Here is a 19347-nt window from a genome sequence, read left to right on the forward strand (position 1 = left end):
AATGATCGGATGCAAAAATGCGCGCCCCAACCCTAAACGACTTTTTACTATTAACTTTACTAGCTGCAATTTGGGGCTCAGCATTTCTAGCAATTAAAATTACTGTCGAAGAAGTTCCCCCTGCAACGATTGCGACCAGCCGGCTGTTGATTGCCAGTATCGTCATTTATTTTTATATGCGTTCACGATCATTGCGTTTCCCCCGGGATAGAAAGTTCTGGTTTCAAATTATCATCGTCAGTTTTTTTAGTATGTCGGCTCCCTTTGCGATGATCAGTTGGGCTGAGAAGTTTATCGATTCCGGATTAACGGCCATTCTCATGGCAACAGGACCTTTGATCGCTCTGATCCTTTCTCACTTTTTCAGCACCGATGACCGCTTCACGCTGTTTAAATTTATTGGTGTTGTTATTGGCTTCTCAGGTGTTCTCATCATTCTTGGCCCCGATACTTTTTCTGGATTTGGAGAAGATGTTATTGCTCAACTCGCAACCATGGCCGCAGCCATTTGCTATGCCTGTTCGGGTATTCTTGTACGTAGAGTAAAAGAGAAATCGAATACAGTTATCACCGCTTCTATTCTCATCTCGGCGACTATGTTGATTCTCCCTGTAAGTCTTCTATTTGAAGCACCTTGGCTTTCTCTCCCCGCAAGCAGCTGGGAAAGCCTCACAGCTTTAATTTATCTTGGCCTGATACCAACCGCTCTCGCCTTTGTTCTTCGCTTTTATCTTATTCGAGAAGTCGGCGTTAGTTTTGCCTCTTACGTGGGTTATCTCGTTCCCTTTTTTGGCGTACTGTGGGGAGCTCTGTTTCTGAGTGAACGACTTCCCTCAACCACAATTTTCGCCCTGCTCCTCATTTTATCAGGAATTGCAGTAAGTCGATTGTCTAAAAATACTCTTACCAAATGGTCGAAGCGCTAATATTCAACTTAAGAAACTGTAGACAAAACTAAAGGTCGGAGCTTGTTGCTCCGACCTTTTTAAAAAATATCTTCCTAGAACTAATAAAATATGACGTAGGTTACGCAGTCTGGATTTCCTGCAAGAAGTTCTGTTCAGCGACAATAACCTTGGCCGGTTGCGACAACCACCTTGGCCGGTGGATCTGATCATTAAAAAGGGCGTGCCCGTTTGATAATCAGATCCACCGGCCAAGGCTTAATTTGGTGTTAGTTACAAGCTGCTGTGAGTTGATAAATTAGGAACCTCTAGATGTAATTGGAGGAACCTGTTTGCCGTATAAATTTATCACAGATGAACAACTGAGACTTTACATGACAGATAGAAAAACTCATGGTCAACGAACCGCCGCTGCCCGCGCAGGGTTTAGCGAACGCACGGCCCGCCGATTTGACGTTGATGCGACTTTACCGTCACAACGCAATATAAAGCGAGGGCGAACAGTTTCTGATCCGCTTGAAGATATCTGGGATAAGGACATCCTTCCCATTTTGGATAAAGACAACTCGGTCAAACCCATTACTTTGTTGCGCCACATACAGAGCCTCTATCCGCTCCGTTTTCCCGATGACCGTGTCAAGCGCACGTTAGAGCGCCGAGTTCGGGGATGGCGGGCTCTGAATGGCCCTGAAAAGGATATCATTTTCAGGCAAACACCTGAGCCGGGTTACATGGGCCAATCAGATTTCACGGATGCAGCCGACTTAAGTATTACCATTGCAGGAGATCCTTTGGTGCATCGGCTCTATCATTTTGTTCTGGTATATAGCCGATGGGAACATGTTGGGGTCGTACTTGGCGGTGAGAGTTTTACAGCCCTTGCGGAGAACTTACAAAATGCGCTTTGGTCCTTGGGGGGCGCTCCTGAAAACCACCGGACCGACAGCCTGTCTGCGGCCTTTCGGAATTTGAGCGTTGAGGAAAAGGAGGACATTACCAAACGTTATTCTGCTTTTGTTGAGCACTACGGTATGGAGGCCAGTCGAAATAACAGAGGGGAATCACACGAGAACGGTGCCATTGAATCTCACCACGGTCACCTTAAGACTGCGATAAAGCAGGCCCTGATTTTGCGTGGCAGTAATGACTTTGACACTTTGGATGAGTATCGGCGATTTTTGGACGAGCTGATTGCTAGACGGAACAAACATCGTGACCAAGATATCCAAACAGAGTTGAAATCTCTCAAGGCGTTACCTCCTCGGCGAACAACAGATTACACTGAAGTCGTGTCGAGAGTTACCAAAACAAGTGGTTTTTTAGTTAAGCAGGTTTTTTATAGCGCCCCTTCTCGCCTAATTGGTCAACGCTTGCGTGTCCATATTTACGATAACCGGATAGAAGCCTATCTAGGCAGCACTCATGTCGTCAGCCATTCTCGTGAGCGGGGGCACGGCAAAGGCCCCCGCATTCATGTTATCAATTATCATCACGTCATTCATGCTCTCAAACGTAAACCTCAGGCACTCGCCAATTCTATTTATCGTGACAGTATTTTTCCAAGAACCGAGTACTCCCTGGCCTGGACATTGTTTCAGAAAAAGTTGTCCCGCAGAGATGCGTGTCGTCAGATGGTTGGGATACTTTTCCTTGCGCACGAAGAGGCTTGTGAGGCCGAAGTCGCGCACCTGATTTCGAGAGAAATCAATGCAGGAAGGCTACCTTGCGCAAAAAAACTTAAGCTGAATATCACAAAAAAGAACACGGATTTACCTCCTGATATTCCCGTGGTTCAACCTTCATTATCAGTCTTTGATACTCTGTTGGAGGATCGGGCATGACAAACATTGAAGTGGATCAGCACAAGCTGCCTCTTATGCTAACTGACTTACGATTACCCAGCTTTCACAAACACTGGCAAGATATCGCAATCCAATCCGACAAGGAGGGCTGGTCAGCAGCCAGGTTCCTTGCCGTTTTGGCCGAATATGAATTGGCCGAAAGGGACACGCGACGCATTCAACGCCATCTCAACGCATCAAACCTGCTGGGCGGAAAAACTCTGGCCACTTTTAACTTCAAGCGGCTGCCTAACGTGAAAAAGGCGCAGGTCGAAGCCTTGTCTGCCGGTGACTGGATTGACGCAAGAGCAAATCTGATTGCCATTGGAAATTCAGGGGGAGGAAAAACTCATCTCCTATGCGCCGTAGGTTATGCTCTTATAGAGGCTGGATACCGTGTGCTCTATACGCAAACCAGTGATCTGGTGCAAAAACTCCAGGCTGCCAGACGTGAACTTATGCTCGAAAACGCCCTCGCAAAACTCGATAAATTTGATCTCATCATTCTCGATGATATTACCTATGCACAAAGGGATATATCTGAAACATCCGTGCTCTTTGAATTGATCGCCAGACGATATGAGTACCGAAGTATTGCAATTGCTGCCAATCAACCTTTTAGCGGATGGGACAATATTTTTCAAGATAAGGCCATGACCGTTGCAGCAATCGATCGTCTTGTTCACCACTCAACCATTCTTGAGATGAATATCGACAGCTACAGACAATGGGAAGCCGCCCAAAATCTCAAAAAAATGTTGCGGAAAACCACAAACAAAAAGGTGAAAAATATGCCTGAAGCATCGTAAATAAACGTCAGATCACAGCCGCATCAAAAGCGGCCAAGGTGGTTGACGCAACCGGACAAAGTGGTTGACGCTCTACAAAGTTCTGAACCTGAGAGTTCAAACGATCCCCTTGATCCTTCAATTCACCAACCGCTGTCATGACCTGATCTGAGGCTTGCCCTGATTTTTCAGCTGCCTCACTTACACCAGAAATATTAGATGAAACTTCCTGCGTTCCTCTTGCCGCTTCTTGAGTGTTGCGTGCAATTTCCTGAGTCGCAGCGCCCTGCTCTTCAACTGCAGCAGAAATACCAGAAGCAATTTCATTAACCTGGTTAATAATTTTGCTGATACCCTGAATATCACCAACAGCAGAGCCAGTTTGCTTTTGCATAGTTGCAATTTGCTCTGAAATTTCCTCAGTCGCTTTGGCTGTTTGATTAGCCAAGGATTTCACCTCGGAAGCAACAACAGCAAACCCTTTTCCTGCCTCTCCTGCGCGAGCAGCTTCGATGGTTGCGTTCAATGCCAACAGGTTCGTTTGCTCTGCGATATCATTGATTAAGTGAACGACTTCACCAATTTTTTGTGCAGCGTCTGACAATTCCTGGACAGTTTGGCTGGTCTTAGTAGCCTCGGAAACAGCCTGACTTGTGACATTTGCGGAATCAGATACCTGACGACTAATCTCATTGATCGATGCTGAAAGCTCTTCAGCAGCAGAAGCAACCGTCTGCACGTTCATGGACGCCAAATCAGAAGCAGAAGCAACTGCGGCAGACTGAGCCTTGGTTTCATCAGCAATGGTAGACATGCTTGTAGCTGTATCGCCCATTCGGCCAGTAGAGCTCTGTAGTCCCGAAAGAACATCGCGAACTTCACCATCGAACTGTTTTGCTAATTCTTCAAGTCGTCGGGATCTTGCTTCGCGCTCCTTACGCTGTTCGCGTCGCTCGGCATCATTACGCTCGTTCTCAATCAGGTTTTCCTTAAAGACCAGAAGTGAGCGGGCCATTTCCCCGACTTCATCTTTATTATCAACTGCAGGAATTTCAACTTCTTTATCACCCTCTGACAAACGAGTTGTCACATCAGTAATCAAACGTATTGGCCCCGTTAAGCTGCGAAGAACAACAATGCCAATTGCGACCATAAGAATGAAAATCACAATTGCAGCGCCAATAATCAAACTGCGAACAAAAGCGGCATTTTCATCTGCCTCTAATGACACCTTTTTCACATCGGCGGATACAGCGTCGACCTCTCCGGTTACCGTAGCAACACGCTTGGCGATAGCATCGAGTTCTTTTTTGCTGAATTCAGCCATAGTCTCGAGAGGAGCATGAAGAGTGCTAAAAACAGCAACCAATTTATCCGTGCCACCGTCGAAGCTCAGGGTGGTTTTCGCAAAATTCTCGAAATCTTTTAGGTAGGTTACAACCAGCGCCTGAATAGACTTCTTTTCGTCTTTAGAAAGAAGCGCATATTTTACGTTACGGTTAAACTTTTTACCCTTTTTGAGAACAGAATCCATGTCTGCTTTCTCATGGGTAATGATAAAGGTTTTCTCAACCGTACGAATAGCAGTCATCTCACCAGCCAGTTTGATCAAATAAGGCGCTTTCAAGCTATCCTCAATCGCAAAGGCAGAGTTGTTTAACTTGCCTTTCAAACCAGCATTTTTAGTCATTCCAAGCGTAGATTTCGCCTGAACAACAACACCAAAACTATCCTCGTAAGCCAGAAGATTGGCTTTTAATTTTGCAAGGCTATCTTTGATTTCAGGAGCATCTGAAAGTCCTTCAAGCTCTTTAAGTTTGGTATTGATGACATCCATTTCCTTAAAAAAGAGATCCTCAAATTTTAAATCACTTTTAAGAAGGAAATCTTTTTCATTCAAAGCCAAGCGGTTAATGTTTACATCAATTTCATCAACCAACTTTTGAATTTGCTGAGATTTATCCAGCTTTTTTTGATCTTCAGATAACGACTCTTGGTTTTGAGTAAGTATTGCCTGATTTTCCGCGAGCTGCGTCCTACTGTTTGACAGTAGAACATCACCGACAAAATAGATGGTACAAATAACACCCAAGGCAATGATACCCAGTAACATCAAGGCTGAAATTCGCGTAGATACAGCAAAATTACCAAGAAAAGTAGTTCGCTGGACTTCCCCAGTATCTTCTACTTCTTCAGGAAATTCACTGACGACATCTTCACCAAGAGTTTCTTCATGGACTGCTTCATCGATGGCGACCTCTTCTTGGTTGCCATCGGTAGTATTTTTTTGTTCTTCAGACACGACTTAACCCGACCTTACCTATCAAGTCTCATTTATGAGACGAAATTGTTATTGCTTTTACTTCTTTAACAACGATTATTCGTCGGGAGCGTTAACATAAAGTATATCAAAAGATAATATTTCCTAAATCTGAGCGATAAGGGTCAAAATGTTAAAAAAAGATCGTGTTGTATATATAAATAAGCGCCTCAAAGAGCTATATCCAACCCTGCCGATTCCCCTTGATCACAAGGATCCATACACTCTGCTCGTTGCAGTTTTGCTCTCAGCTCAATGTACTGACGAAAGAGTAAACAAAATTACACCTGCTCTTTTTGATCGCGCAGACAATCCATTTGATATGGCAAAGGTGCCTGTTGATGAGATAAGAGCCATCATCCGGCCTTGCGGTCTTTCGCCACGTAAATCAAAAGCTATTTCTGAACTTTCCCAAATTTTGATCGATAAATACGATGGTGCTGTCCCCCAATCTATGGAAGCTCTGGAAGAACTTCCGGGTGTGGGACACAAAACTGCCGGAGTTGTCATGTCACAGGCTTTTGGGGTTCCATCTTTCCCCGTTGATACTCATATCCATCGCTTAGCCCAGAGATGGGGGTTAACGAATGGCAAAAATGTTGATCAAACAGAAAAAGACCTCAAAAGGCTTTTTGCCAAAGAGCGTTGGAATGATCTCCACCTAGAAATCATTTATTATGGACGGGAATATTGCTCAGCACGTGGATGTGATGGCACAAAGTGTGAAATTTGCACAACCTGTTATCCAGATAGAAAAAATCCAGTTAAAACAAAGAAATCCTAAAAATGAAACTGGCCACCACTACCCTTGTTCGAGTATAAATGTTGCTACTGCAACCTAAGCACATAATCTGATCTATTCTCGTACTTTTGGGACAAACATGACTGAATACATTGTTCTTGCACTGGTAATACTAACCGCGCTTTACGCTATCAAGGTATACAACAGTCTCGTTTCAGGACGAAATTCAGTTGAAAATGCCTGGCGACAGATAGACGTCCAACTCAAACGCAGGCTTGATTTAATCCCGAACCTGGTAGAGACGGTCAAGGGCTTTATGGCTCATGAAAAAGATGTCCTGACCCAGGTAACCGAAGCCAGAACACGTGCCTATAATGCCGGATCCCGTAGCGAAGCAATCGAGAGCAACAACCTATTGTCAAACGCGACAGCGAACCTTCTTGCCGTCATGGAAAATTACCCTGACATTAAAGCCCAGGGAAATGTTAGCGACCTGACCGAAGAGTTGACGACAACAGAAAATAAAGTCGCCTTTTCCAGACAACATTACAACGACGTGACAACCAACCAGAACAACCGCGTTCAACAATTTCCATCCAACCTGGTTGCGAACCTCTTCAAGTTCGCCCTTGAAGAGCTGTGGGAACTAGATGAGGCCACACGTCAAGAGGCCCAAGATGCACCAAAAGTATCGTTCTAACCCTGAATAGTACGATTTTATCAATAAGAACTGGTGGTATTTTGAAATGACTCTTTTTCTGAGATGACAACGCAACCACTCATCGTGATTTCCACTGACTTCAAGGCTGCGCAAGCCAAAAACAAGTGGAACTCACTTCTTCTGTGTATCATCATGATATCAACTGCCATGGCTCTTGGGTTTATCACAGGCTGGGCTGCCGAGATTTTCACGCAAAGCCATCCCGCCCTAATTAATGCGCCCTACGACCAGGAGCTTTTTGAGTTACTCACCACAACTTTAAACAGCAGCTGGGGAATATCCGCAGCATTGGGTATGCTTGTCCTATCCGCACTCGCACTTTGTTGGGCCTATTTTTCTGGGGATAAAACACTTCTTCGAATGAACGACGCCAAAGAAGCTGATCCAGAGAAATATGATGATCTCCATAACGTCGTTGATGAAATGGCCATAGCATCCGGGCAGGTAAAGCCGGCAATCTATATTATTGATGATCCTGGCCTCAATGCCTTTGCAACCGGCCTTAGGCCCGAGAATTCCTCTATTACGGTAACGACTGGCCTCTACGACACTCTCAACAGGGACGAGTTACAAGGCGTTATTGCCCACGAAATGGCGCATATCCTCAACCGTGACGTACAATACGCCGTACTCGTAGCGGTAGGTGCCGGATTAATTGCCGTGTTTGCTGAGCTTATGCTTAGAATGATCCGGATTTTCTTTTCCTCCTCTCGCCGGGCATCATCTCGTTCGAAGAAAGGTAATAAAGGGACGGGGCCTCTTTTGCTCATCGTCGGTGCTGTCTGGCTTCTCGCCGCAATACTTGCGCCTCTGGTTGCCTATATTGTGCGTATGGCAATATCGAGAGAACGCGAATACCTCGCGGATGCAACAGCAGCCCAACTGACAAGAAACCCCAAAGGGTTGGCCTCTGCCCTTCTTAAGATTAGTGGCCATGCAAAACTTAAAGAAAAAAATGCTGCAACCGAACATATGTTCATCATAAACCCGAACAGATCTTTCAGTGAATTTGCCAGCAATTTGACTTCAACGCATCCAGCCACATCGCTTCGTATAAAGCGCTTAATGAATTTGGAATAATCATTCTTACTCTTTTTTGTCGCTTTATCTAAAGACGTCTTTAGAAATTTTATTTAAATTCTTATGCTTATTCCATTTTTGGGCTCTTCTCCGCTTTGTTGAGTAGAAAAAGATGCCGACCGCCAAGTAACCTGTTGATATGTATGGTTTCTGATAACTTTACATAGAGCAGGTATATGACAATCAACATCTCGCAGCATATTTTAGGCCTCAAAGGGCAACGTGTAAATGAAATTAAACTGGATGACGGCGGTGTTAAGATTGTCATTCACTGCAGCCGAGACGCGCGTAGGAGGGCTATAGACCCTGCTACAGGCCAGAAGGGAAGCATCAACCAGCATGTCCGCCGACAAGTAAACGACATCCCCCTTTTTGGGTATCCTTGTGTGGTCGAGATTGAGCTGGCGCAGGTTTATATTAACAAGGGCGAACGCCGCATTGAGGGGTGTGATTTTGTTGATAAAGGGTGCCGTTTCACTCACCGATTTTGCCGACTGATCAGTGGATTATGTCGGCATATGTCTATTCAAGCGGTTTCCAGACATTTGGATATACGATGGGAAACGGTCAAGAATATCGACAGGGCATACCTTATTGAAACTCTCCCTACGCTTGATCCTGCAGAGCTAACTGGCTTGGAATATATTGGTGTAGATGAAGTTGCCCGGGCGAAAGGTCATGACTACATGACGGTGGTCTACGATATGGTTGGCGGTCATCTGATCTGGGTTGAAGCAGGCCGAACTGCCGAGGTTTTTTCAAGGTTTTTGAAACAACTGCAACCAGATACAGCCTGCAAAATAAAGGCCGTAGCGATGGATATGGGGCCTGCCTACCAAAAGGCTGTCAGAGAGTCCTTGCCGTTGGCCGACATAGTATTTGACCGTTTCCACGTCATGAAAAACTACAGCAAAGCTATCCATAATCAGCGTCGACTTGAGTTCAGAAAGGCCGATCCAAGTGGTAAAGAGTTGATGAAAGGGACACATTATCTGTTGCTCAAAAATGCGGATAAGTTGAGTGAAAAACAAAGTGACAAGCTGCAAAGGTTGCTGGAGAGCAATAGCAACCTGAATGCACTTTACGTCTTGAAAGAACAGCTTCAGCTACTGTGGAGTGCCGCTTCATTTGAGGCGATGGCGGAGCAACTGGAACGTTGGTGCCTGATAGCAGATCAGTCACAGATGCTCTATCTAAAAAAGTTCGCGAAATCCCTACGGAAACATTGTGTGGGCATCTGCAACTACGCCAAACACAAGCTCACAAGCGCCAGGATAGAGGCTGGTAATGTCAGTATAGGAATGATCCGTAAGCGAGCCAGAGGCATCAAGGATACCGAATACTTCAAACTCAAAATTAGACAATCATCCATTCCAGATAATCAATCTATGCTCTATTTGAAATCCTAAATCTACTCAACAAAGCGGAGAAGTGCCCATTTTTGGATATTTCCATTATCGAATTACAAGGTTAGGTGTGCTCATGAGTTTTAAAGGGAAAACCGCCGTTGTTACCGGGGCTGCGGGAGGCATGGGATTAAACATTGCTCTCGATCTTGCTAATCAAGGCGCTTATGTTGTCCTTATTGATGTGAAACAACCAGAGACAGACCTCTCGTTGGTGAAGCAGGGTACAGCCCAATTTAGAGAAGGCGACGTTACCAATTCTGTTTTTATAAAACAGGTTATGGATAAGACTTACGAGAAAACCGGACGACTTGATTATCTGGTCAATGCGGCTGGTGTTCTCTGGTTTGACAAAGATAGATCAACAGAAGAGACCGACCTGGACGCCTGGGACCGGATTATGGATATCAATCTCAAATCCATGATTATAACCTGTCGCCATGCCCTCCCCCTGATGCGTAAAACAGGGTCAGGCTCTATGGTTCATATTGCCTCTGTCCAAGCCATGCGCGGCGACGACAAGCCCCAAGTGGCCTATCAGGCTTCCAAAGCCGGGATTATCTCACTATCCAAAACGGTCGCCCTGGAAGGTGCTGCCGATCATATTCGTTCGAATTCTATTCTTCCCGGACCGACAGCGTCCCCCATGCAAGATCGCTGGATCAAGGATCCTTCAATACAGAGCTCCACAGAAAAGGCAATTCCCCTTGGGAGAGCTGGAACAACACAAGACATGGCAAACGCCGCCCTATTCCTATTATCTGAAAAAGCCAGTTATATAACCGGAACGGAACTTATCGTCGACGGAGGGCTTCTAGCCCGCCCCTAAACTAGACATTCTACTCAATAAAAAAAGAGGGCTGAATATTCAGCCCTCTTTATTACATAAGAATTTTAAATTGTTGTACTGAGTAACTTAAAATCCAATAATTCTTAGGCGTCGACACCAACACCCGCGGCACTACCCGTTAAGGTATCCAACAATAACTGACGCACGCCATTACGCCCTTCAAATTCTGGACCATTTGCGCCGTTGAACAGCTGGCCTAACGGTACCAGTAAATCAGCTCGAATGTGGGTAATCGGATCTTCACCATCGGTTTTAGGCAAGATCTCATCTTTACTTCTAACCGTGAGTAATGGCCCCTCACCCGGTAATTTCCTCAAGAGCTCCTGATCATCATCCTCATTTGTTCTAGGAGGGTTACTAACCAGTTCTTTGATAAAGTCACCAAGCCCAGAGCCGCTCTTTGCGAGAGCTAGCCCCTCACCCGCTCCATAAAACTCTCCACCTTCGAGGCCTTGCAGCACGTTCCCAAGCAATGCATTCGCACCTTCGGCAGAACTAGACTGCGCCACCGCTGTGGTTTTTGTTATCTCTGCCTGAACAGAGGCAAAATTAAATGATAACTCGCCGGTATTGTTGTTCACATATATATCTAGCGATTGGACAGCAAGATAGGTTTGCTCGCTTACTCCAGCAGCTGTTCCATCTGCTCCGGCATAGGACAAGGCTTTTTGAGTGCGCGTGGCAACGGACTGTTCAAATGAGAAACTAAACTCATCGGAATTCGCTGCAGATTCCTTAATGGAATTAACAAGATTTTGTGCAAATTCAATCGCAGCTTCTTTGCTATTCCCCAAACGTTCAAATACTTCAGCTAAGGTCCCAACGATAGAATCCAAAGCGCTGCTCAGGGTTTTCTGAATGGCTTCCTTTGGTGTCAAAGCACCACTTGTAGAAGCTTCAGAAGTTTCATCTGCATCGCCTAACAATGTGTCAGGGACATCAACCTGATCACGAATATTTGGATTATTGGGGTTCTGCTGGCCAGCTTGTCTGGCGAGTGCATCTTGCGCATTCTGAACTGGTGTTAGCACACGCGCGTTATCGCCTGAAAAACCACGCAGGTTCTCCAGCCCTTGTTGTAACAAGCCTAGTGCGGAAAGAGCCATTTTCTCCTCCTGAGGTCGCCCCTACCTTAACGAACAACGTATAAAGTGGGATAGAGCTACATGCTCCGACAAATTTTCAATTACTATATAAGATAATTTATGAATCTTAATGTTTACTTAATAAATAATCAAGTCCAGCATTTCGTATATATTTCAACAAATTATGGTAAAGCTAAAGTACAGCTGGATTCGAGCACATATATAAATCAGCGAGAGGAAGCGGATCTTTCTCGCCAATGGCAACCAGTTTAACTTCTATCGCGCACCTAATATCGTAAAATAATACTACCCCCAATTGAGCCATGCAATTTTCGAATGGAGCCATGCGCAACACGCATATCTGGGCTTCCTTATGGACATCTTGTGGCAAGTACCCGTTCAGTTTATGAAGGTCCCACAAAAATACTCCATAAACACCAAGGAGAGCGCCTTCCATGAGCGAATTATTGAAATGTATTTCACCTGTAGACGGATCTGTTTATGTCGAACGTCCACTTGCAAGTGATCGTGATATCCAAGCGGCCTTGGATAAATCCGTTGCCGCCCAAAAAAGCTGGCGCAAAGTTCCGATCAGCGAAAAACAAGCCCTGATAAGCAAAGCTGTCGATTACTTTGTTGCTAACAAAGCCGAAATCGCCGAGGAAATTACCTGGCAAATCGGACGCCCCATTTCACAAGCCCCCGGTGAAATTGGTGGTTTCGAGGAACGTGCACGTTACATGATTGACATCGCACCGGAATCATTGGCTGACCAAAACGTTGGAGATAAAGAGGGTTTTACCCGCTTCATCAGAAAAGAAGCTTTGGGCGTGGTTTTCGTTGTTGCTCCCTGGAATTTCCCGTTGATGACGGCGGTGAACTGTATTGTTCCTGCACTTCTTTCTGGTAACACAGTTCTATTAAAACATGCGGCACAAACACCACTTTGTGCTGAACGTTTCTCCGAAGCTTTCAAAGCTGCCGGCCTTCCAGAAGGAGTGTTCCAACACCTACATATGAGCCACTCAGGTGCTGCGAAACTAATCGGATCTGACGGCGTGGATTTTGTCAACTTCACCGGATCTGTTCCTGCGGGCCACGCTATTCAAAAAGCAGCCTCTGGCCGTTTTATCGCAACCGGCCTTGAGCTTGGCGGTAAAGATCCTGGATACGTACGCGCGGACGCAAACGTTGCTTATGCTGTCGAAAGCCTTGTTGATGGCGCTATGTTTAACTCTGGCCAATCCTGTTGCGGCATTGAGCGTATTTATGTTCATGATTCCGTATACGATGATTTTGTATCCGGAGCTGTTGATCTGCTCAAGCAATACAAACTGGGCAACCCGACAGATACCAGCACAAACCTTGGCCCTGTTGTCAAAACCAGTGCTGCTGATTTTGTTCGTGGCCAAGTTGCCGAAGCCGTGAAAGCTGGCGCAGAAGCCCTGATCGATCCAGGTTACTTCGCAGCTGACAAAGAGGGTACACCTTATCTCGCACCACAATTGGTTGTTGGTGTTGATCATTCCATGCGGGTGATGAATGAAGAAAGCTTTGGCCCTGTTGTCGGGGTCATGAAGGTCTCTTCCGACGAGGAAGCCATCAAGCTAATGAACGATAGTGAATTTGGCCTGACCGCTTCAATCTGGACCGAAGATGCTGATGCCGCGCTCGCAATCGGTGATGATATCAATACGGGCACCTGGTTTATGAACCGCTGTGATTACCTTGATCCGGCATTGGCCTGGACAGGTGTTAAGAACTCCGGCCGCGGCTGTAGCCTCTCTAAAGTGGCTTACGAGCACCTAACCCGTCCGAAGTCATTCCACCTTCGTACCAAGCTTTAAACAAATATTGTAATAAAGTGACGTTTTTGACTAAGCCAGTTGAGTTTCTCAACTGGCTTTTTTATCTATTTTGCCTTGAGTTTACATGCCAAATTCATAAATGACCTTACGGGTAAAATCTGGGTTATCCCTTAAGGAACCTTATATACGGTAATTATGGGTGTTCCAAATTCCAGATTTCTACTTAGTATCAAATACTTTTTCATCTCGGTCGAAACGCCTTCGACATAGCCAAAATATATAATTTAAAATAGATTAATATTCATGCAAACGTAATTACGTAAATACAGCCTCAGGATATGATCTAAGTGAAGAAAAATCCACTTGAACGCGCGAGAGAAGAACTTATCGAGGGCGAAGAGCTGATTTGGGCAGATAGTCCAGATCCCAACCGTCGTATGTCAAAAAAACGTAAAGCTGCCATCTTTGGCAAAGTCATAATTGCCGTTGTATTCCTATGGATGCTTGGGGTGATCATGACCAGCTTTTCAACTGGGAAAATGGCGGGTCTGGCTTTAGCTCTCTTTGGACTTCCTTTTATGTTTATGGCAAGTAAACTCATCAACAAACCCAAGGTTGCCAAGTCACGTGCTGAGCAAACCTTCTACGTTTTGACCAACCGGCGCTTAATGATCATTGATGATTATAAGAAAAAATCCGTTGTGAGCTACGATATCGATAAACTCGACTTCCTTGAGCGAGCTGAACACAATGATGGTACGGGCGATATCCTTTTCACAAAATCTCTTGTCACTTCCGTTCCCACAACAGACAGAGACAATGCCCCGCCTCCCAAAGCCGTCACGCGTGAAGTCAAGAAAGGTTTCCTCGATATCCATGAAGCAAAGTTAAATGACCCCCGGCAAAGCCGGGGGCTTAAGCGGGTGAGCCCCTTAAAGGGGCAAATTGGGAACCGCTAAAGCGGTTATGGATTGAATATATCCATTTGGTCAAAGTACTTATCACGCTCTTCTTGCGTTCTGATATACTCCCTCACCATCTGTTCATCGAGCCCTACAGTTGAGACGAAATATCCACGGGCCCAAAAATTTTCACCCTTGAAATTCCGTGCTTTATTTTTGAATTTTCGAGCTATGGCAATCGCGCTTTTTCCTTTTAGGTATCCAACGACTTTTGAAACAGCATGTTTGGGCGGTATGCTGATACACATGTGAATGTGATCCGGCATCAAATGGCCCTCCTCAATCTTACTTTCGCGATGCCCGGCCAGTTCATGGAAAATTTCACCAAGATACTGACGTAGGTTGCCATAGATAACTTTTTGCCTGCGTTTAGGGATGAAAACCACGTGGTATTTACAATCCCATCTCGTATGTGCAAGGCTTTTGTAATCTCTCATCGGCTAATTCCTTTGTTATTTTGGTCAATAAACAAAGAAATGTAAGACCGTGGGAACGGTCAAACCATTGAGAGTCCCCCGGCATAGCCGGGGGTTTACCGGATTAAATTAGTGGAAAAAGAAATCCAGAAGCTAATGAGCTAATCTTCATTCCGATTGACCGGAAAATTAAACCGGATCATTTCAGCAAGCATTCCAATCGCCCCCATTTGCAGGCCTCCCAAAGCAAGGACCAAACTACTGGTATCCGCCAAACGGCCGAAATAAAAATAGCTGAAAAGCGCCCAACCTAAACTTGCAGCCATAAGAGCCAGGCTAAAAGGGATGAAGACTTTCAGCGGCGCAAAGTAGAGCGCAATTTTCAGGGTCAACTGTATAAACAGCAGGGTATCCCTGATTGGCCTTATCTTTGAAACACCCTTTCGTTTCAAATAGTCCACTGTTCGGTATTCAACAGTATACCCATTGGTCAATAGAGCCAATGTGATCGTTGTCGTCAATGAGAAGCCATCAGGTAATATGCCAACCAGTTTTTCTGCCAAATCTTTTCTGAAAACACGCAGGCCAGAATTTATATCCGGGATGTTCCGACCAGAGACAAAACTTGCCAAGACACGTAAGAACCATTTTGCAGGTCGACGGATAAGAGGGGTCGCATTCCGAGAACTAACCCGGGCCGCAACCGCCATATGCGCGTCACCACTGTGAACCAATTTGATCAACTCGGGCAAAGCAGAAGGAGGGTAAGTTCCATCCGCATCGGTTATCCCAATTAAGGCCCCCTTTGCATGGCGTATCCCCCTTTTTATAGAGGCGCCATAGCCACAATTTTCTTCGTTACGAAGAACACGAATAGGAAATTCCATGGACTTGAGAATTTCACTTGTTTTATCTTCGGAACCATCATCGACAGCAATAATTTCAAAAGAAAACCCAGGCACTTCTCCGCTTTGTTGAGTAGATTTAGGATTTCAAATAGAGCATAGATTGATTATCTGGAATGGATGATTGTCTAATTTTGAGTTTGAAGTATTCGGTATCCTTGATGCCTCTGGCTCGCTTACGGATCATTCCTATACTGACATTACCAGCCTCTATCCTGGCGCTTGTGAGCTTGTGTTTGGCGTAGTTGCAGATGCCCACACAATGTTTCCGTAGGGATTTCGCGAACTTTTTTAGATAGAGCATCTGTGACTGATCTGCTATCAGGCACCAACGTTCCAGTTGCTCCGCCATCGCCTCAAATGAAGCGGCACTCCACAGCAGCTGAAGCTGTTCTTTCAAGACGTAAAGTGCATTCAGGTTGCTATTGCTCTCCAGCAACCTTTGCAGCTTGTCACTTTGTTTTTCACTCAACTTATCCGCATTTTTGAGCAACAGATAATGTGTCCCTTTCATCAACTCTTTACCACTTGGATCGGCCTTTCTGAACTCAAGTCGACGCTGATTATGGATAGCTTTGCTGTAGTTTTTCATGACGTGGAAACGGTCAAATACTATGTCGGCCAACGGCAAGGACTCTCTGACAGCCTTTTGGTAGGCAGGCCCCATATCCATCGCTACGGCCTTTATTTTGCAGGCTGTATCTGGTTGCAGTTGTTTCAAAAACCTTGAAAAAACCTCGGCAGTTCGGCCTGCTTCAACCCAGATCAGATGACCGCCAACCATATCGTAGACCACCGTCATGTAGTCATGACCTTTCGCCCGGGCAACTTCATCTACACCAATATATTCCAAGCCAGTTAGCTCTGCAGGATCAAGCGTAGGGAGAGTTTCAATAAGGTATGCCCTGTCGATATTCTTGACCGTTTCCCATCGTATATCCAAATGTCTGGAAACCGCTTGAATAGACATATGCCGACATAATCCACTGATCAGTCGGCAAAATCGGTGAGTGAAACGGCACCCTTTATCAACAAAATCACACCCCTCAATGCGGCGTTCGCCCTTGTTAATATAAACCTGCGCCAGCTCAATCTCGACCACACAAGGATACCCAAAAAGGGGGATGTCGTTTACTTGTCGGCGGACATGCTGGTTGATGCTTCCCTTCTGGCCTGTAGCAGGGTCTATAGCCCTCCTACGCGCGTCTCGGCTGCAGTGAATGACAATCTTAACACCGCCGTCATCCAGTTTAATTTCATTTACACGTTGCCCTTTGAGGCCTAAAATATGCTGCGAGATGTTGATTGTCATATACCTGCTCTATGTAAAGTTATCAGAAACCATACATATCAACAGGTTACTTGGCGGTCGGCATCTTTTTCTACTCAACAAAGCGGAGAAGAGCCGTAAAGTTCTTATCCCTTTGATCATTGCAATAAATGTAGCCATTCCCCTGAAGCGAATAGATGAATTCTCTAAGGCCTATGAAAAATATCAAGAATATCAATTTGCCGAACAATATTTAGAACCTGGCAAGACTTTCATGGTCTTTAACTTACGAGACCAAAAAGATGTTACGCGACTTGATTTCTTTCTACACGAAGGCAAGAGATTGGCGGCGAACACTGGAGCCATCAATCTGAAAGTCATCCAAGCCCGTAGTCCCTTCCCCGTTATTCCAATAAAGTACATTGATGGAAAATCGCCCTTTCCCTCAATTGTTGGGACAAAACTTTCAGATTACTTTTATGAAATAATTGATCCCTCAGCCTATGAGCAACAAACAAACGTAAAAATTGATTACCTGCTCTACTGGGGAGCCATAGAGCATAAAATGCCAGATAGTTTTAAAGACTATTTTAAAACTATTGAGGCAGACTATAGGCTAATAGCGACTTCTTCAGGGCGGGGATTGATGAAAATTTACCAACGTAAAGAGTTGGAAACTGGGAGTTAGGGGCAGTTTCGAGCACTTCGTTGAAAGAGTTAGAGAGTAATCATGGGCAAAAAAGTACTTCTCATAAACCCACCCCGGTTTAACGAACTGATAGGGAAAAACCCTGCCATCGTTGAAAAGCACCGGGGTTTCAACCCTCCTTTGGGACTGCTTTTCCTTGCTGGATACCTCGAAGAACACAGCGACCATTCTGTCGAAGTAATAGATGCCCAACCTCCACAATGGAGTTACGATCAGCTCAGAGAAGAACTCCGCGGTAAGGAATTTGATGTCTGCGGCATCACTGCCATGACCTTTACTCTCATTGATGTACGCGAAACCTGCCGCGTTATCAGAGAAGTAAACCCCAATGCAAAAGTCATTCTTGGTGGCCCCCATGTACATCTGTTTGCAGATGAAACAATCGTTTGGCCTGAGGTTGACTTCTTATTACAGGGAGAAGGCGAGATTGCCTTCCTCAATTTCCTGAACAAGCTGGATACGCCAACAGAGTGGGCCACCATCATGGGGCTTGTGTTTGAACAGAACGACGGCACCATTTACAACGGGGGTATTGCCCCCTCTACCGATGATCTCGATAGTTTGGGGCACCCAGCACGAAACAAATTAAATGTCGGCGACTACACATCTCTGCTTGGTCGCAGCAGCACGATTACCACCATGTTTACTTCTCGTGGTTGCCCCTTCCGCTGTACATTTTGCGACCGCCCTTTCTCACCCGTTCTATCGGGTTTCAGGTGGCGATCCCCCCAACATATTGCTGACGAGATGGAAGACTGCATAAGTCTGGGGATTAACGAAGCCTTTATCTACGACGATACCTTTACGGTTAGAAAAGACCGGGTACACGAGCTTTGCGACGAAATTATCTCTCGCAATATTAAATTTAAATGGGATGTCCGTGCCCATGTGAACACAGTCAACAAAGACTTGATGAAACACATGGTCGAGGCTGGCTGTGATCGTATCCACTTTGGCGTGGAATCTGGCAATGACCGCATGATGCGCGAGATCCGTAAGAACACCACGGTAGCCAAGGTAAAAGCCGCCTTTGATGCCGCTAAAGAAATCAATCTTGAACGTCTGGCCTATTTCATTATTGGCCAACAGACTGAAAAGATGGAGGACATTGAAGACACTATGAAATTGGCACGTGAGCTGAACCCTGATTACGTTCACTTCACTATCTTTTGCCCTTATCCCGGTACAGAAATCTATATGCGCGGCCTAAAAGAAGGCATTATCAAAGAGGACGTTTGGCAGAAATTTGCAGAAAACCCTGCTGCAGGATTTGAACTTCCGGTATGGGAAGAAAACTTCACCCGTCAGGAACTTCGTGAAATCCTGATTAAGTGCTACAAAAGCTTCTATCTACGCCCTACCTATATCATGCGCAAAGCTATGCAAGTACGCTCTGTTGGTGAATTTGCCCGTAAAGCACGTGCTGGCATGTCGGTCATTTCCATGACACCAAACCAAAAGGTGTACGATGACAAAATGCTCGCGAAGATCAAACGGACCGTACCCAATTCATCATATGATGCATTTACCGGGTAATAT

General features: G+C 45.4%; 18 protein-coding genes. 12 read left to right on the top strand and 6 right to left on the bottom strand.

What is annotated here, in order from left to right; genetic code table 11:
• The first annotated feature begins 17 nt into the window (after window positions 1-17).
• The 3 genes from ACOGW3_RS25850 (at window position 18) to istB (ending at window position 3555) form a co-directional block, all read left to right on the top strand.
• A complete protein-coding gene (locus ACOGW3_RS25850) occupies window positions 18-926 on the top strand; it encodes a DMT family transporter (RefSeq protein WP_419905559.1) in 909 nt (302 codons plus the stop codon).
• Between the two features lie 311 nt (window positions 927-1237).
• Window positions 1238-2746, top strand: a complete 1509-nt coding sequence (gene istA / locus ACOGW3_RS25855; RefSeq protein ID WP_419901087.1) for an IS21 family transposase — start codon at window positions 1238-1240, stop codon at window positions 2744-2746.
• Complete coding sequence (gene istB / locus ACOGW3_RS25860) at window positions 2743-3555, top strand: IS21-like element helper ATPase IstB (protein WP_419901088.1); 813 nt, start codon at window positions 2743-2745, stop codon at window positions 3553-3555. The genes istA and istB overlap by 4 nt, the downstream gene beginning before the upstream one ends.
• Before the next feature lie 7 nt (window positions 3556-3562).
• Here the strand turns inward: istB and ACOGW3_RS25865 are convergent, their stop codons facing one another.
• On the bottom strand, window positions 3563-5836 hold the full coding sequence (locus ACOGW3_RS25865; protein ID WP_419905560.1) for a methyl-accepting chemotaxis protein: 2274 nt from the start codon (window positions 5834-5836) through the stop codon (window positions 3563-3565).
• Window positions 5837-5984: 148 nt separating this feature from the next.
• Here ACOGW3_RS25865 and nth point away from each other — a divergent pair, with 148 nt between their 5' ends.
• The 3 genes from nth (at window position 5985) to ACOGW3_RS25880 (ending at window position 8397) form a co-directional block, all read left to right on the top strand.
• Window positions 5985-6638 (top strand): endonuclease III, encoded by a 654-nt coding sequence (nth, locus tag ACOGW3_RS25870; RefSeq protein ID WP_419905561.1) that lies wholly within the window; start codon window positions 5985-5987, stop codon window positions 6636-6638.
• Between the two features lie 97 nt (window positions 6639-6735).
• Complete coding sequence (locus ACOGW3_RS25875) at window positions 6736-7296, top strand: LemA family protein (RefSeq protein ID WP_419905562.1); 561 nt, start codon at window positions 6736-6738, stop codon at window positions 7294-7296.
• Window positions 7297-7359: 63 nt separating this feature from the next.
• Complete coding sequence (locus tag ACOGW3_RS25880) at window positions 7360-8397, top strand: M48 family metallopeptidase (protein ID WP_419905563.1); 1038 nt, start codon at window positions 7360-7362, stop codon at window positions 8395-8397.
• Between the two features lie 67 nt (window positions 8398-8464).
• On the opposite strand, the gene ACOGW3_RS25885 is transcribed toward ACOGW3_RS25880, so the two are convergent.
• Window positions 8465-8587 (bottom strand): hypothetical protein, encoded by a 123-nt coding sequence (locus ACOGW3_RS25885; RefSeq protein WP_419905564.1) that lies wholly within the window; start codon window positions 8585-8587, stop codon window positions 8465-8467.
• On the opposite strand from ACOGW3_RS25885, the gene ACOGW3_RS25890 reads away from it, so the two are divergent.
• Window positions 8574-9806 (top strand): ISL3 family transposase, encoded by a 1233-nt coding sequence (locus tag ACOGW3_RS25890; RefSeq protein ID WP_419901077.1) that lies wholly within the window; start codon window positions 8574-8576, stop codon window positions 9804-9806. The two genes, ACOGW3_RS25885 and ACOGW3_RS25890, sit on opposite strands and share 14 nt — an antisense overlap.
• A 73-nt stretch (window positions 9807-9879) precedes the next feature.
• Window positions 9880-10632, top strand: a complete 753-nt coding sequence (locus tag ACOGW3_RS25895; RefSeq protein ID WP_419905565.1) for an SDR family NAD(P)-dependent oxidoreductase — start codon at window positions 9880-9882, stop codon at window positions 10630-10632.
• Window positions 10633-10736: 104 nt separating this feature from the next.
• Here the strand turns inward: ACOGW3_RS25895 and ACOGW3_RS25900 are convergent, their stop codons facing one another.
• Window positions 10737-11759 carry a hypothetical protein gene (locus tag ACOGW3_RS25900; RefSeq protein WP_419905566.1) on the bottom strand — a complete coding sequence of 341 codons (1023 nt, stop codon included), beginning with the start codon at window positions 11757-11759 and terminating at the stop codon, window positions 10737-10739.
• 434 nt (window positions 11760-12193) lie between these two features.
• Here ACOGW3_RS25900 and ACOGW3_RS25905 point away from each other — a divergent pair, with 434 nt between their 5' ends.
• The gene (locus tag ACOGW3_RS25905) at window positions 12194-13585 is read left to right on the top strand and encodes an aldehyde dehydrogenase family protein (RefSeq protein WP_419905567.1); all 1392 of its coding nucleotides are present in this window, start codon (window positions 12194-12196) and stop codon (window positions 13583-13585) included.
• 308 nt (window positions 13586-13893) lie between these two features.
• Window positions 13894-14505, top strand: coding sequence for a hypothetical protein (locus ACOGW3_RS25910; RefSeq protein ID WP_419905568.1), 612 nt, complete (start codon window positions 13894-13896; stop codon window positions 14503-14505).
• Between the two features lie 5 nt (window positions 14506-14510).
• Here ACOGW3_RS25910 and tnpA read toward each other — a convergent pair whose 3' ends face one another.
• The 3 genes from tnpA to ACOGW3_RS25925 form a co-directional block, all read right to left on the bottom strand.
• Window positions 14511-14945 (bottom strand): IS200/IS605 family transposase, encoded by a 435-nt coding sequence (gene tnpA / locus ACOGW3_RS25915; RefSeq protein ID WP_419901154.1) that lies wholly within the window; start codon window positions 14943-14945, stop codon window positions 14511-14513.
• Between the two features lie 140 nt (window positions 14946-15085).
• A complete protein-coding gene (locus tag ACOGW3_RS25920) occupies window positions 15086-15886 on the bottom strand; it encodes a glycosyltransferase family 2 protein (RefSeq protein ID WP_419905569.1) in 801 nt (266 codons plus the stop codon).
• 22 nt (window positions 15887-15908) lie between these two features.
• Window positions 15909-17141 (bottom strand): ISL3 family transposase, encoded by a 1233-nt coding sequence (locus ACOGW3_RS25925; protein WP_419901077.1) that lies wholly within the window; start codon window positions 17139-17141, stop codon window positions 15909-15911.
• Between ACOGW3_RS25925 and ACOGW3_RS25930 the strand changes: the two genes are divergently transcribed.
• Both ACOGW3_RS25930 and ACOGW3_RS25935 read left to right on the top strand, forming a co-directional pair.
• A complete protein-coding gene (locus ACOGW3_RS25930) occupies window positions 17128-17787 on the top strand; it encodes a hypothetical protein (protein ID WP_419905570.1) in 660 nt (219 codons plus the stop codon). The two genes, ACOGW3_RS25925 and ACOGW3_RS25930, sit on opposite strands and share 14 nt — an antisense overlap.
• 42 nt (window positions 17788-17829) lie before the next feature.
• Window positions 17830-19344: a B12-binding domain-containing radical SAM protein gene (locus ACOGW3_RS25935; RefSeq protein WP_419905571.1), complete on the top strand. Its 1515-nt coding sequence runs from the start codon at window positions 17830-17832 to the stop codon at window positions 19342-19344.
• The last annotated feature ends 3 nt before the right edge of the window (window positions 19345-19347 follow it).

It is taken from the genome of Kiloniella sp. (assembly GCF_965205715.1).
GTDB lineage: Bacteria > Pseudomonadota > Alphaproteobacteria > Kiloniellales > Kiloniellaceae > Kiloniella.